This is a genomic window from Pseudomonas sp. FP818 (genome assembly GCF_030687335.1).
Classification (GTDB): Bacteria; Pseudomonadota; Gammaproteobacteria; order Pseudomonadales; family Pseudomonadaceae; genus Aquipseudomonas; species Aquipseudomonas shahriarae.
Genome location: NZ_CP117427.1, coordinates 2,144,574 through 2,157,748 on the forward strand (window position 1 = coordinate 2,144,574; position 13,175 = coordinate 2,157,748).

The 13,175-nt window shown below is 63.9% G+C and carries 13 protein-coding genes; 6 read left to right on the forward strand and 7 right to left on the reverse strand.

The features are described from left to right. Window positions 1-51: 51 nt before the first annotated feature. Entirely contained in the window at window positions 52-1,020 is a 969-nt protein-coding gene (locus tag PSH80_RS09850) for a GlxA family transcriptional regulator (RefSeq protein WP_305420559.1), read from the forward strand. Here PSH80_RS09850 and PSH80_RS09855 read toward each other — a convergent pair. The 4 genes from PSH80_RS09855 to PSH80_RS09870 form a co-directional block, all read right to left on the reverse strand. Continuing rightward, a complete protein-coding gene (locus PSH80_RS09855) occupies window positions 990-1,922 on the reverse strand; it encodes an alpha/beta fold hydrolase (protein ID WP_057959154.1) in 933 nt (310 codons plus the stop codon). The genes PSH80_RS09850 and PSH80_RS09855 overlap by 31 nt on opposite strands. A gap of 37 nt (window positions 1,923-1,959) precedes the next feature. Continuing rightward, complete coding sequence (locus PSH80_RS09860; protein ID WP_305420027.1) at window positions 1,960-2,574, reverse strand: GNAT family N-acetyltransferase; 615 nt, start codon at window positions 2,572-2,574, stop codon at window positions 1,960-1,962. A gap of 165 nt (window positions 2,575-2,739) precedes the next feature. Beyond that, entirely contained in the window at window positions 2,740-4,566 is a 1,827-nt protein-coding gene (locus PSH80_RS09865) for a glycoside hydrolase family 15 protein (RefSeq protein ID WP_057959155.1), read from the reverse strand. Beyond that, entirely contained in the window at window positions 4,559-5,359 is an 801-nt protein-coding gene (locus PSH80_RS09870) for a glucose 1-dehydrogenase (protein WP_057439105.1), read from the reverse strand. Before PSH80_RS09870 ends, PSH80_RS09865 begins: the two co-directional genes overlap by 8 nt. Window positions 5,360-5,521: 162 nt before the next feature. Here PSH80_RS09870 and PSH80_RS09875 point away from each other — a divergent pair, with 162 nt between their 5' ends. From PSH80_RS09875 to PSH80_RS09890, 4 genes are all read left to right on the forward strand, one after another. Next, window positions 5,522-6,268 carry a helix-turn-helix transcriptional regulator gene (locus PSH80_RS09875; RefSeq protein ID WP_057439104.1) on the forward strand — a complete coding sequence of 249 codons (747 nt, stop codon included), beginning with the start codon at window positions 5,522-5,524 and terminating at the stop codon, window positions 6,266-6,268. Between the two features lie 114 nt (window positions 6,269-6,382). Continuing rightward, entirely contained in the window at window positions 6,383-7,861 is a 1,479-nt protein-coding gene (locus PSH80_RS09880) for an efflux transporter outer membrane subunit (protein WP_305420031.1), read from the forward strand. Further along, window positions 7,858-9,009, forward strand: coding sequence for an HlyD family secretion protein (locus tag PSH80_RS09885; protein WP_057439103.1), 1,152 nt, complete (start codon window positions 7,858-7,860; stop codon window positions 9,007-9,009). The genes PSH80_RS09880 and PSH80_RS09885 overlap by 4 nt, the downstream gene beginning before the upstream one ends. Beyond that, window positions 8,999-10,519, forward strand: a complete 1,521-nt coding sequence (locus PSH80_RS09890) for an MDR family MFS transporter (protein ID WP_057959158.1) — start codon at window positions 8,999-9,001, stop codon at window positions 10,517-10,519. The genes PSH80_RS09885 and PSH80_RS09890 overlap by 11 nt, the downstream gene beginning before the upstream one ends. 33 nt (window positions 10,520-10,552) lie before the next feature. On the opposite strand, the gene PSH80_RS09895 is transcribed toward PSH80_RS09890, so the two are convergent. Then, window positions 10,553-11,137: a TetR/AcrR family transcriptional regulator gene (locus tag PSH80_RS09895; protein WP_057959159.1), complete on the reverse strand. Its 585-nt coding sequence runs from the start codon at window positions 11,135-11,137 to the stop codon at window positions 10,553-10,555. A 142-nt stretch (window positions 11,138-11,279) separates the two neighbouring features. Here PSH80_RS09895 and PSH80_RS09900 point away from each other — a divergent pair, with 142 nt between their 5' ends. Further along, window positions 11,280-12,452 (forward strand): MFS transporter, encoded by a 1,173-nt coding sequence (locus PSH80_RS09900; RefSeq protein WP_120732481.1) that lies wholly within the window; start codon window positions 11,280-11,282, stop codon window positions 12,450-12,452. 1 nt (window position 12,453) lies between these two features. Here the strand turns inward: PSH80_RS09900 and PSH80_RS09905 are convergent, their stop codons facing one another. Beyond that, a complete protein-coding gene (locus PSH80_RS09905; protein WP_305420033.1) occupies window positions 12,454-12,819 on the reverse strand; it encodes a type II toxin-antitoxin system HicB family antitoxin in 366 nt (121 codons plus the stop codon). After that, on the reverse strand, window positions 12,816-13,067 hold the full coding sequence (locus PSH80_RS09910) for a type II toxin-antitoxin system HicA family toxin (protein ID WP_057439099.1): 252 nt from the start codon (window positions 13,065-13,067) through the stop codon (window positions 12,816-12,818). Before PSH80_RS09910 ends, PSH80_RS09905 begins: the two co-directional genes overlap by 4 nt. Between the last annotated feature and the right edge of the window lie 108 nt (window positions 13,068-13,175).

Sequence of the window (13,175 nt, forward strand, 5' to 3'; positions counted from 1 at the left end):
GTGGCCTAGGCTTTGGCGCATACGCCATTGAGCCCACTAATCACGCCAATCATGCCGAAAATCATCCATGTGCTCGCCTTTGCCAATGTGCAGGTGCTCGACGTCACCGGACCGTTGCAAGTGTTTGCCTCGGCCAACGACCTGGCGCGCCAGCAAGGCTTGCCGTTGCCCTATGCGGTCAACGTGATTGCCGCCCAGGCCGAGCCGGTGATGACCTCCGCCGGCCTGGCCCTGGTGGCCGAGCCGTTGCCTGGCGCCGACACGCCCTGCGACACCCTGGTGATTGCTGGCGGCTGGGGCGTGTATGGGGCGGCCGAGGATCCGCAACTGCTGGAGTGGGTCCGGCAAAAAGCCAGGCACTCGCGGCGCATGACTTCGGTGTGCACCGGCGCCTTTCTGCTGGCCGCCAGTGGCCTGCTCGATGGCTGTCGGGTCGCCACCCACTGGACGCGCTGCGAGGAACTGGCGCGCAAATACCCCAGGTTGCAGGTCGAGGCCAACCCGATCTTTATCCAGCAGGGCTCGCTCTGGACCTCGGCGGGCGTCACGGCCGGCATCGACTTGTGCCTGGCCCTGGTGGAACAGGACCTGGGCCGCGCGGTGGCCCTGGAAGTGGCGCGGCACCTGGTGGTGTTTCTCAAGCGCCCCGGTGGCCAGTCGCAGTTCAGCGTCACCCTGTCCCTGCAAAAGGGCGGTAGCCGCTTCAGCGAATTGCATGGGTGGATTGCCGAGCACCTGCACCTGGACTTGAACATCGCGACCCTGGCGGCCGCGTGCGGCATGAGCGAACGCAGCTTCGTACGCCATTACCGCGCCGAAACCGGCCAGACCCCGGCCCGGGCGGTGGAACTGATCCGCGTGGAAACCGCACGCCGGCAACTGGCCGACAGCGCCGTGGCAATCAAACGCATCGCCGCGCAATGTGGCTTTGGCAGCGAAGAAACCATGCGCCGCAGTTTTATCCGCGCCTTGTCGATCACCCCGCAGCTTTATCGCGAGCGGTTTTCGGCGCCGGCCTGAGTCTGTTCAAGCAGTTCAAACAGTGCATCGAGCGTGGCCTGCGGTGCTTCCTGGGGAATATTGTGGCCCACCCCGGCGAGCACCCGGCGCCGATAGAATCCGCTGAAATTACCCACATCGTCATCCACCTCGGGAGCCGGGCCGACACCGTCGTCGGCACCGCACAGCGAAATGGTGGGCACCGAAATCGGCGGTGGTTGCACCAGCGCCTGTTCAATCACTTCCAGCGCCGGATCACCCTCGGCATACATGAAGCGATGGCGATAGGAGTGGATTACCACCTCCACAAAGTCCGGGTTATCAAACGAGGGTGCCGTCTGCGGGTAAAGGCTCGGCCCCGCAGCCCAGGAGGGCGACCAGAGCGACCACAACAGTTCGCACAACTCGCGGCGGTTGGCGGTCAGGCCATCGACGCCCCGTTGGGTGTGGAAGTAAAACTGGTACCACAACCGATGCTCGGTGACTGGCGCGCGGGGCTGGATGGACTTTGCGATGTCCTGGATGTTGTAACCGTCGCCAGTGACCAGGCAGCGCACGCGCTCGGGCCAAAGCGCCGCGACAATGCACGCGGCGCGCCCACCCCAGTCATAACCGGCGAGGGCGGCCTGGTCGATGGCCAGGGCATCCATGAAGTCCAGCAGATCCTTGGCCAGCGCCGCCTGTTGGCCGGAGCGCATCACCTGGGCGTGCACAAACCGGGTCGGGCCGTAGCCGCGCAGGTAAGGCACCAGCACGCGATAACCGGCCTCGGCCAACACCGGCGCGATGGCATCGTAGCCGCGAGGGTCATAGGGGAAACCGTGCAGCAGAATCACCACTTCACCGTCGGCCGGGCCATGGGCTTCGTAGGCGATATCGAGCATGGGAGTGCGGATATACAGCAGCGCGATCGAGGGGCTCATTGGGACTCCGTTCGGGTCACAGCAGGGAGCCTGGACTTTAGCGCGAAACCTTTACGTGTTCATGGGCCAGCAGCGAAAACACGTGCAGATCCTGGTAGCCACCGGCCCAAAACCCGGCCTCGCGCAGCACGCCTTCGCGGGTAAAGCCCAGCCGGCCCAGCAGTGCCTGGGACGGCAGGTTACGCGGATGGACCAGCGCTTCGACACGGTGCAGTTGCATCTGCGCAAAGCCCCAGTCGAGCACGCTGCGCAAAGCCTCGCTCATCAAACCGCTGCCCCTGGCTGACGGCGTCAGTTCGCAGGCGAGGGCGCAGCTGTTCCACTGGCGATTCCATTTGAACAGCCCGCAGGTGCCCATCAACTCACCGGCGTATTCCAGGCCCCAGCGCGTGCCCGGATTGGCCTGGGTTCGCCAGTGGGCGAAGGTGGCGATCAGGGCGTGGGCCTGGGATATGTCGGTCATGGGGTCGATGCCAAACCAAGGCATGGCCTCGGCATCGCGATAGATCGCAAACAGCGCCGGGGCGTCGTGGGGGGTCAACTCCCGGAGCCGCAAGCGTTCGGTGTGCAGGGTGGGGAAAGTATCCACGTGGTGTGGTGCGGTTGGCATAGGTATCGACTGAACATTTTCGGGCGCCAGGGGCGGGTTCATATTCGTTCCTTGAATACAGGAGGAGGCAGACAGATAGCTCGCTCAAGGTCGCAAAGATCAAAGGTGGGAGCTGTCGAGCGTTAGCGAGGCTGCGATGACGTCAGTACAGCCAATGTTGAAGTTGCCTGATAGCGCCTACGAGGGTTTCACTTCGCTGCTTGATTCTCAAGGTTGCCACACGGTTTTCTCCCCGCTCAACTTGCGATCCAGAAACGTCGCCGCGCTGATCAAGGCCAAATGGCTCAATGCCTGCGGTGTATTCCCCAGATGTCGCGCCTGGCTGTCGAATTCCTCGGCATACAGCCCCAGCGGGTTGGCATAGCGCAGCAGTTGCTCGAATTCCAGATGGGCCTTTTCCACTTGCCCCGCGCGGGCCAGGCATTCGACGTACCAGAATGAACAGGCGGTAAACGCCCCCTCTGTGCCTTGCAAACCGTCAATTTGACTGTCGTCATTGCGGTAGCGGTAGACCATGCCATCGCGCACCAGGCTTTTCTGGATGGCGTCCAGGGTCGATAACCAGCGCGGGTCGGTGGCCGCCACAAAACGCACCAGCGGCATCAACAGCATCGAACCATCCAGGGCAGTGCTGCCGATGTGCTGCACGAAATGCCCGCGTTCTGCGTTCCAGAAGTTGCTCCAGATATCTTCATAAATCGCCTGGCGGGTCTGGTCCCAGCGGGCGAACGGTGCCGGCAGCGAGCGCTTGGAGGCCAGGCGGATCGCGCGGTCGAGTGCCACCCAGCACATCAGCCGCGAATGCAGGAAGTGATGTTGCTCGCCACGCATTTCCCAGATGCCGACGTCTTTCTGGTTCCAGGTTTCGCACACTTGGTCCACCACTTCCAGGGTGTGTTTCCAGCCCTCATGGGAGATGGCTTCGCCGTACTTGTTGACCAGGTACACCGCGTCCATCAGTTCGCCAAAAATATCCAGCTGCACCTGGTCAAAGGCCTCGTTGCCAATGCGCACCGGTTGCGCGCCGCCGTGGCCGCTGAGGTGGCTCAGCTCGGTTTCCGGCAATTGCTGGCGGCCGTCGATGCCATACAGAATGTTGATTTTCATCGGCTGCCCGCAACAGTCGCTGACGCGCCCGCGCAACCAGCGCATGTAGTCATTGGCTTCCTGGACAAAACCCAGACGCATAAAGGCGTAGACGGTGAACGAGGCGTCGCGGATCCAGGTGTAGCGGTAATCCCAATTGCGTTCGCTGCCGGGGGCTTCCGGCAGGCCGAAGGTGGCCGCTGCGAGGATCGCGCCGTGTTTGCGTGAGGTCAGCAGCTTCAGGGCCAGGGCCGAGCGATTGACCATTTCCCGCCAGCGGCCGCGGTAGTTGGACTGGGCCAGCCAGCCGCGCCAGAATTTCAGGGTGTGCTGCAGGTGCAGGTCGGTACCGTCGCTGGCCACGCGTATGTCTTCCCGGTCGCCAAGGACAAATTCGGCCCCCTGGTCCTGGTCCAGGGTAAAGCAGGCGACGGCGGCGTCATCTGCGATCTGCAACGGCACGCTACTGGCCAGGCGCAACCCAGGCAGGCCCGGCGCCTCGAAGCACACATCAGCGTTATCGGCGGTGGCCCGAGTGGGTGCCCGGGCATAGTCATGGCGCACCGCGCAGCGCAGGTGCAGGGTGGCCTTGCCGCTCACCACGCGCACCCGGCGGATCAGCAGGGGCAGGTCATCAACGTCATCGCTGATGCTCAGCAGGTCGGTGATTTCCACCACGGCCTCATCACTCAGCCAGCGGGTTTGCAGGACATTGGTATCCGGCAGGTAGATCTGTTCCCGGCGCGCCTGGGGCAGGTCCGGGGTCAACTGGAAAATCCCGGCGGCGGGGGAGTCCAGGAGCGAGCAGAAGATCGACGGGCTGTCGAATTCCGGCCAGCAGAAAAAGTCGATGCTGCCCTGGTCGTTGATCAGCGCCGCACTGCGCATGTCACCGATAATGCCGTGGGCGTCGATGGCGCTTTGCGCTTCGTTTTTCAGATCAACCATTGTCTTTGAACTCCGGGTAGAGACTCATGCCGCCGTCGATAAACAAGGTGCTGCCCACCACATAGTCGGAGGCATCACTGGCCAGCCAGACCACGGCGTTGGCCACATCTTCGACGTCGCCGACGCGCCCATAGGGGATCAATTTCAGCAACTGCTGTTCGGCATCGCCCTCGGTGGCAGCGCGGTTGATGGCGGTGCGGATCGCCCCCGGCGCGATGCCGTTGATGCGGATCCGTTGGTGGCTGACTTCCTGGGCGAGGCTGCGCATCAGCATCTCGACGCCGCCCTTGGAGGCCGCGTAATTGACGTGACCGGCCCAGGGGATCAACTGGTGCACCGAACTCATATGGATGATCTTGCCGGCGGCCCGGGATACGCCGGCTCGCACGCCCTGGCGGTTAAAAATACGCAGGGCGGCGCGGGCGCAGAGGAACTGGCCGGTGAGGTTGACGCCAATCACCGCGTTCCACTCCTCAAGGGTCATGTCGCTGATGGCGGCGTCTTTTTGCAGGCCCGAGTTGGCCACCAGGATGTCGAGGTGGCCGAAGGCGTCGAGGGTCTGCGCGAACAGGCGTTCGACATCGGCTTCCCTGGACACATCGGCGCCGATCGCCAGGGCCCGGCCACCGGCCTGGTTGATCTGCGCGGCCAGGGCCTGGGCGGGTTCTGCCTGGCTGTTGTAGTTCACCACGACTGCCGCGCCGGCCGCAGCCAGCGCCCTGGCGGCCCCCGCGCCAATGCCGGAGCTGGCGCCGGTGACTACGGCGACTTGTTGTTCCAACGAGATGCGCATTGTCCATCCAGCCTTTATTCCAGAAGTCCATTCAGCTGACTGACGGCGTGGGGCACAAGTTCAGTGGCCTGTCTGGAATGCGACGATGGCTGTCTATATCTATCGTTTTCGCCAACGGGCTTTTAGTTAGAATCAGTGGCTTAACGACGTGAGACGCAGCCCATGACAACTGTGCACCGGCCTTGGCTTGAGGCTTATGCCGACAACTACCGCAACGACGAAGTGGTCCATCCCCATTGTCATACCCAGGCGCAATTGATCCACGGCGTCACCGGGGTGATGGTGGTCAGTACGGCCCAGGGCAGTTGGCTGGTGCCGTCCGGGCATGCGTTGTGGGTACCCGCCGGGACGCCCCACGAGATCCGCATGGCCGGCGAAGTGCATATGCGCACCCTGTTCCTGATGCCCGAAGTCGAGCCGAGCCTGGGCCGCACCTGCCAGGTGATCGAGGTCTCGGCACTGCTGCGCGAGCTGATCGTGGCGGCGACGCTGATCGCCGGTGAAGTCAACAGCCCACGCTTGCAGGCCATGGTGGAAGTGATCCGCATGGAGCTGCTGGCCGCGCCGGTGGTGGCCATGCATGTGCCGGTGCCTGGCGAAGCCCGCCTGGCCAGGTTGTGTACCCGGTTTATCCGCAACCCGGCCGATGACAGCAGCCTGGAATCCTGGGCCGACACCCTGAACATGAGTGCGCGCACCCTGAGCCGGATTTTCCAGCGGGAACTGGGCATGAGCTTTGGCGAATGGCGCAAGCGTGCGCGTCTGGCCCTGAGCCTGAAGCTGCTGGCCCAGGGCGCCTCGATCCTGGAGGTGGCGCTGGAACATGGTTATCAGAGCCCGAGTGCGTTCAGCGCGATGTTTCGCCGCTCGCTGGGTTACCCGCCGAGTCATTTTCGTCCCCAGGCCTGATGTTGCTTCATGTAACCCAATTGTCCGTTTGGCGACGATACATGGCCCTGGCGCGGGCGAATCCGCCAGGGCGCATGCCTAATCTGCAAAGCTCATTCTTCAGCGAGCTTTGTGATGCCCAGCCTTGTCGTTCATCCCTCCACCAGCAGTCGCCCCCCGGCAGTCCTGACCCTGCTTTTGCTGGGTGCGCTAGCCGGATGCCGTGGCCTGCCCGACGAGCCCGCAGCGCAGCTGACGGCCCGGGCGGCGCCGCACTTGTCCAGCGGGTCAGCGGCCCAACCGCTGCCCGAGCGCTGGTGGCAGCTTTACCGTGACCCGCAATTGGACCGGCTTGTAGCGCAGGCCCTGAACCATAACCAAGACCTTGCTGCCGCCGCCGCCCATGTCGACGCGCTATTGGCGCGCCTGGAGCAGGTAGATGGCGAACGCCAACCCTCGACTCTTCTGGCCTACGGCGTCGGCTACGGCCGCAGCCGAGACGACCAGACCCTGGCCCAGGCCCGCGATGAGCAGGCCGAGGCCCAGTGGAGCCACGCCCCTGGATTCTCCCTGAGCTACACCCTCGACCTCTGGGGCGAGGTGCGTTATCGCCTGGCCGCCGCCCGTGCCGATGCGGATGCGGCGCGGGCGCTGGAAGACGAATGGCGGGTGACCGTGGCCGCGCAGACCACCCGGGCCTATGGGCAGGCCTGTGTCTACGCGTTCAGCCGCCAGGTGCAGCGTCATTCGGTGCAGGTGTTGGAGCGTAGTGTCGACGTCACTCGCACACTGCAGAAGGCCGGCGCGGCGACGGCGCTGGACCTGGCGCGCCTCAATGGCCTGCTGGAAGAAACCCGTGCGCCGCTGCCGATGTTGACCGCGCGCTATCAGGCGGCCCTGTATGAGCTGGCGGTGCTCAGTGGCGTGCCGCCCCTGGAGGTGGCCCGGCAAACCTGTGCCCGGCGCCCACAATTGCAGGCGCCGCTGCCGGTGGGCGATGGCTGGGCGCTGGTGCAGCGGCGGGCCGATATCCGCCGTGCCGAGCGCCAACTGCAAGCGGCCACGCTGGCCATCGGTGTCGCTCGCGCCGAGTTGTATCCACGGGTGACCTTCGGGGCCGCGCTGGAGTCCTCCGCGAGCAGTCTGGGCAAGCTGGGGACCAGTGAAGCGCTGGTGTACTCCGTGGGGCCGTTGCTGTCCTGGCGCTTTCCCCAGCGCGGCGTTGCCCAGGCCCAAGTGAGCCAGCGCCGGGCCCAGGCGCGCGAGGCCCAGGCGCGTTTCGACGGCACGGTACTGCGTGCCTTGAAACAAGTCGAACAAGCCCTGGCGCTGTACCAGGGCGAACAACAGCGCCGCCAAGCCCTGCAGGCCGCGCTGGACAACAGCCAGCAGGCCCATGAGCTGGCCACCCGCAGTTATCGGGCCGGAGCCCTTGATGCCCTGCAACTGCTGGACAGCGAGCGCAACCTGGTCAACCTCCAGGCCCGCGTGGCCCAGGCCGACCTGCGCTTGATCAACCGCCAGATCGACCTGTTCCAGGCGCTCGGTGGTGGCTGGCAACGCAATGATCAACCTCAACCCTTACCCCTTGCTGACCTTGGAGCCAAGCCATGAACCAGGCTGTTGAACCCGCGATCCTGCCATCCACTCCCAGCTTGATGCAGCGCCATCGCCGCGCCCTGCTGACGGGCGCATCACTGGTGACGCTGTTGGGGGCGGGGCTGTTTGCCGCGTATTGGTGGCAGTTGGGGCGATTTCTGGAAGAGACCGACGACGCCTACGTGCGCGCCGATTGGGTCGCCGTCAGCCCGCGGATTGCCGGCTACGTGGCCCAGGTGCTGGTGGAGGACAACCAGCCGGTCAAGGCCGGGGATGTGCTGGTGCGCCTGGATGAGCGTGATTTTGTCGAGCAGCTGCGCAGCACCCAGGCGCGGTTGCAGCAAGCCCGGGCGGCGGCGAACGCCCGCCAGTCCAGCCTGACCACTCTCGACGCACGGCTCGACGAGCAGCAGCAACGTATCGCCCAGGCCCAGGCTGCCCTGCATAGCAGCGAGGCCGAGGCCCATCGTGCGCGCCTGGACTTCCAGCGCTACCGCGATCTGGTGGATCAACAGATCGCCACCCGCGAGCGCCTGGAAACCGCTAGCGCCGGGCGGGCCAAGGCATTGGCAGCGGTGACCGAGGCCCGTGCCCAAGTGGCCCGGCAGCAGGCCCAGTGCCAGGTGCTGCAGGCGCGCCGCCAGCAGGCGAAGGCGCGGATCGCCGAATCCCAGGCCCGGGTGGGCGAGGCCCAGGCCAACCTGGCCCTGGCCCAGAATGCCTTGAATGACACAGCGATCCGCGCGCCGTTCGACGGCGTAGTGGGCCAGCGCAAGGTCCGCCGCCAGCAGTATGTGATGCCGGGCCTGCCTTTGTTGGCGGTGGTGCCGGTGGCACAGGCCTATGTGATCGCCAACTACAAGGAAACCCAGTTGCAGCACATGGCGCCGGGGCAGGCGGTCGATATCGCGGTGGACAGTTTTTCCGGCCAGCACTGGCGCGGCCAGATCGAAAGCATCGCCCCCGGTTCCGGTGCGGTGTTCGCCTTGTTGCCCCCGGACAACGCCACCGGCAATTTCACCAAGATCGTGCAGCGCTTTGCGGTGAAGATCCGCCTGGTGGCCGACGAGACGAATGCACCCGTGATCTTGCCGGGGATGTCCGTGATCGCCACGGTGGACACCCGCCCGGCCAGCCAGCAGGACGGTTCCCATGGAGGCTGATGGGCGCACCTCGAACGTTTCGTTTCGCGCCTGGGTCGCGGTGATCGGTGGTTTGTTCGGCTGCTTCATGGCCGGCATGAATGTGCATGTCACCAGCGCCGCCCTGCCGGAAATCGAAGGTGCGCTGGGGGCCACGTTCGAGGAGGGCTCGTGGATTTCCACGGCCTATTTGGTGGCGGAAATCATCATGATCCCGCTCACCGCGTGGCTGGTGCAGGTGTTCTCGTTGCGGCGGGTGATGCTGTGGGGCTCCGGGGTTTTCCTGGTGGCCTCGGTGGCCTGTTCGATGGCGCCGAACCTGCCGGTGATGATCATCATCCGGGTCATTCAGGGGGCGGCGGGGGCGGTGCTGATTCCGTTATCGTTCCAGTTGATCATCACCGAACTGCCTGCCAGCAAGATCCCCCTGGGCATGGCCCTGTTCAGCCTGGCCAACAGTGTGGCCCAGGCCGCAGGGCCGTCCATTGGTGGCTGGCTGACCGATGTGTATTCGTGGCGCTGGATCTTCTACCTGCAACTGTTTCCCGGTATCGCGCTGTTGGCGGCAGTGGCCTGGTCCATTGACCGCCAGCCGATGAACCTTGGGCTGTTGCGCCAGGGCGACTGGTTGGGCATCGCCTGCATGGTCCTGGGCCTGGGCGCGTTGCAGATCGTGCTGGAGGAGGGCGGGCGCAAGGATTGGTTCGGTTCGGCGTTTATCGGCTGGATGAGCCTGGCGGCGGCGGTGGGCCTGGTGGGCTTTGTCGGCCGACAATTGTGGGGCCGCAAAAGCTTTATCAACCTGCGGCTATTGGCGCACTACAACTTTGGCGTGGCCAGTGTGGCGATGTTTATCTTCGGTGCCAGCACGTACGGCCTGGTATTCCTGGTGCCCAATTACCTGTCACAGATGCAGGGCTACAACGCCAGTGAAATTGGCGTCAGCCTGATTGCCTATGGCCTGGTGCAACTGGTGCTGGCGCCGTTCCTGCCACGACTGATGAAGTGGTTGAGCGCAAAAATTCTCGTGGCCTCCGGTTTTGCGATCATGGCCCTGGGCTGCTGGATGGGCGCGCACTTGTCGGCAGACAGCGCCAGCAACGTGATCATCCCCTCGATCGTGGTGCGCGGCATTGGCCAGCCGCTGATCATGGTGGCGCTGTCGGTGCTGGCGGTGCATGGGCTGGCCAAGGCACAGTCCGGCTCGGCCTCGGCAGTGTTCTCGATGTTGCGCAACCTGGGCGGCGCGGTGGGCACGGCCCTGCTGGCGCAACTGGTGGTGGTGCGCGAGCAGGTGCATTCGGCGCGCATCGGTGAGTCGCTGAGCATTTTCGAACCGGCTTTACAGCAACATTTGCCGAACGGCGGCTTGTTGCAGGAGCAATGGCCGGAGCAGCAGCAAGTGCTGGGGTTGCTCGACCAGAGCGTGCGGCACCAGGCATTTTTGATGGCTTACAGCGACGCGTTCTACCTGGCGTGTGTGGCATTGACCTTGTGTGCGGTGGCGGCGTTGCTGCTTCGCCGCACTTGATCGCTGTCGCGGGTTCGTGTTGTGGCGAGCAACTCAGCGATGGGGTTTCAGCCCCCGCAGCAGCAACTCCAGGCCTTGCAGCGCTTGCTCCAGGCATTCGTCCGGGCGTTCGGCATGGGCAATCCATTGCGCCGTATCTACCAGGCTGCCATTGATCAACCGGGCCAGTGCCAGGCTGGGGGCATGCTCGATAAGCCCGGCCTGCATCAATTCATCCAGCAGCCGACGCAATGATTCGATGCAGTGCTGCTGGGCCCCCACGTCTGCACCCAGCACCGCCGGTGCATCTTGCAGCACGATCCGCTGGATCTCGGGATCCTGGGCCATGTGCAGGTAGGCGCGGCAGCGCTCGCAAAAACCGTCCCAGGGGTTGTTGGCCTGAGTGCTGATTTGTTGCAGACGGTCATCCATTTCGCTGTCGAGTTGCGCGACCACCGCGGCCAGCAGTCCTTTCTTGTCGCCAAAGTGATGGTACAGCGCCCCACGGGTAAGGCCGGCGCGGGCGGTGAAATCATCCATCGAGGTATTGGCAAAGCCTTGGGTGGCAAAGGCATGGCGGGCGCTGGCCAACAGGCGGGCGCGGGTTTCTTCAATCATCTCGGCGCGGGCTCGGCTCATGGAAAACGCTCGCTAGTTGTGGGTGAGTGGTTGACATACGCCGCGTATGTTACTCATGATTTGTCACATACGCACCGTATATCTTTTCCCCGGATTGCATTGAATGGCAAGCTCCAGGGCTCCCAGCAAGAGGTCACGCACCATGGCAAACCCCTACGCCGAGCTGTTCCAGGCGCCAGGTTCCAGGGCTTTTGTATCGGCCGGCATGCTCGCTCGCATGCCGATATCCATGACCGGTATCGGGCTGATCACCATGTTGTCCCAACTGCGTGGCGGTTATGGGTTGGCGGGCGCGGTGGCGGCAACGTTTGCCCTGGCCACGGCCTTTTGCGCACCGCAGGTTTCGCGACTGGTAGACCGTTATGGCCAGGGCCGCGTCTTGCCGGTGGCAGCCATGATCGGCGGTGGGGCGTTGTTGCTGCTGTTGCTGTGTACCCGTTTGCAGGCGCCGGACTGGACCCTGTTTATCTTTGCCGCCCTGGCCGGTTGCATGCCCAACATGTCGGCCATGGTGCGGGCGCGCTGGACCGAGATCTACCGTGGCCAGCCACGTTTGCAAACAGCCTTTGCCCTGGAATCGGTGCTCGACGAGGTGTGCTTTATCCTCGGCCCGCCGCTGTCGGTGGGATTGTGTGTGCTGCTGTTTCCCGAGGCGGGGCCGCTGGTGGGGGCGATCCTGTTGGCGGTTGGCGTGACCGCCTTTGTTCTGCAAAAACAGACCGAGCCTGCCATTCACGCGCAACTTGAGCACCAGGGCAGTTGGTTGATCACCCAGCCGTCGGTGCTGGTGTTGATAATCCTACTGGTGGCCATGGGCACCATTGTCGGGGTGGTAGACGTGGTCAGCGTGGCGTTCGCCCAGCACCAGGGCCAGCCGGCTGCCGCGAGTATCGTGCTGTCGGTGTATGCCATCGGCTCGTGCCTGGCGGGGCTGGCCTTCGGTGCGCTGAAGCTGAACATGCCCTTGCCCCGGCAGTTCCTGCTCTGTGGCCTGGCAACTGCCCTGACAACCCTGCCACTGCTGTGGGTGGGGGATATCCTCGGGCTGGCATTGGCGGTGTTTGTGTCCGGGCTGTTTTTTGCCCCGACCTTGATTGTGTCCATGGCGCTGGTGGAGCAGGTCGTGCCACCCAGCCGCCTGACCGAAGGCATGACCTGGCTGATCACCGGCTTGAGTATCGGCGTGGCCATCGGTGCCGCGAGTTCCGGCTGGATGATCGACCACTTTGGCGCCGCCAGCGGGTTCTGGGTGGCGCTGATGGCCGGGGCAGTGGTGCTGGTGTCCGCTTTATTGGGCTACCGCCGCCTGGGATGAGTCACCCCAGGGCGGGGTGGCTGTCTGTACGGTGATGGCGCAGGAACTCGTTCAGCGCCTGGCGTGTCAGGTCGTTGAGCGTGACCTTTTTCTGCGTCGCCGCCAGGGCCGCAGCCAGGTGCAGATCATGGCCGACCCGTACATTGAAGGAGCCTTTGCAGGGCTTTTCCGGTGCCTGGCCCAGGGTCTGGCAAGTAGCCAGATAATCCTCCACGGCCTCGCGAAAGGCGGCCTCCAACTGGGCCACGGTCTGCCCTTCGTAACTGACCAGGGGGCGGATAAACAGCAGCTTGCCGAACAGGCAATTGTCCTCGACGCTGGCTTCTATGGAGCCGATGTAACCTTTGTATTTCAACTGGTTGCTCACTGAATCAAGCCTCCTGATTCCAACTGTTCAATGATCTGGCGCCGAATGTAGTACTTCAGTTCATTGCCGGGGTGGGGCTTGTGCAAGGTGATCATTGCACTCGGGTCGCCTATGTCGAACTTGACGCGGCTCCCAGCCCCTTCGATTTGTCGGTAACCCAGCCAGCCTAACAATGTCACGAGCTCAGGCCAGGTAAATGCCATCTGCAGGTTAAGCAGTTTGGCGAGCAGCTTTTCATTTTTGGACACGGCGTTCCCTGCGTGTAACTAAATGTAGTTGCAAATACAGTGCTCCGTCAATGATAGGGCCGCTTCGCGGACTTCTCCCGGGTTTGATGTAACGCCCGATGACTGCAA

Bases quoted from the DNA above. Each gene is read 5' to 3' on its own strand.
- PSH80_RS09850 (WP_305420559.1), top strand. From the start codon at position 52: ATGCCGAAAATCATCCATGTGCTCGCCTTTGCCAATGTGCAGGTGCTC.
- PSH80_RS09855 (WP_057959154.1), bottom strand. From the start codon at position 1,922: ATGAGCCCCTCGATCGCGCTGCTGTATATCCGCACTCCCATGCTCGAT.
- PSH80_RS09860 (WP_305420027.1), bottom strand. From the start codon at position 2,574: ATGAACCCGCCCCTGGCGCCCGAAAATGTTCAGTCGATACCTATGCCA.
- PSH80_RS09865 (WP_057959155.1), bottom strand. From the start codon at position 4,566: ATGGTTGATCTGAAAAACGAAGCGCAAAGCGCCATCGACGCCCACGGC.
- PSH80_RS09870 (WP_057439105.1), bottom strand. From the start codon at position 5,359: ATGCGCATCTCGTTGGAACAACAAGTCGCCGTAGTCACCGGCGCCAGC.
- PSH80_RS09875 (WP_057439104.1), top strand. From the start codon at position 5,522: ATGACAACTGTGCACCGGCCTTGGCTTGAGGCTTATGCCGACAACTAC.
- PSH80_RS09880 (WP_305420031.1), top strand. From the start codon at position 6,383: ATGCCCAGCCTTGTCGTTCATCCCTCCACCAGCAGTCGCCCCCCGGCA.
- PSH80_RS09885 (WP_057439103.1), top strand. From the start codon at position 7,858: ATGAACCAGGCTGTTGAACCCGCGATCCTGCCATCCACTCCCAGCTTG.
- PSH80_RS09890 (WP_057959158.1), top strand. From the start codon at position 8,999: ATGGAGGCTGATGGGCGCACCTCGAACGTTTCGTTTCGCGCCTGGGTC.
- PSH80_RS09895 (WP_057959159.1), bottom strand. From the start codon at position 11,137: ATGAGCCGAGCCCGCGCCGAGATGATTGAAGAAACCCGCGCCCGCCTG.
- PSH80_RS09900 (WP_120732481.1), top strand. From the start codon at position 11,280: ATGGCAAACCCCTACGCCGAGCTGTTCCAGGCGCCAGGTTCCAGGGCT.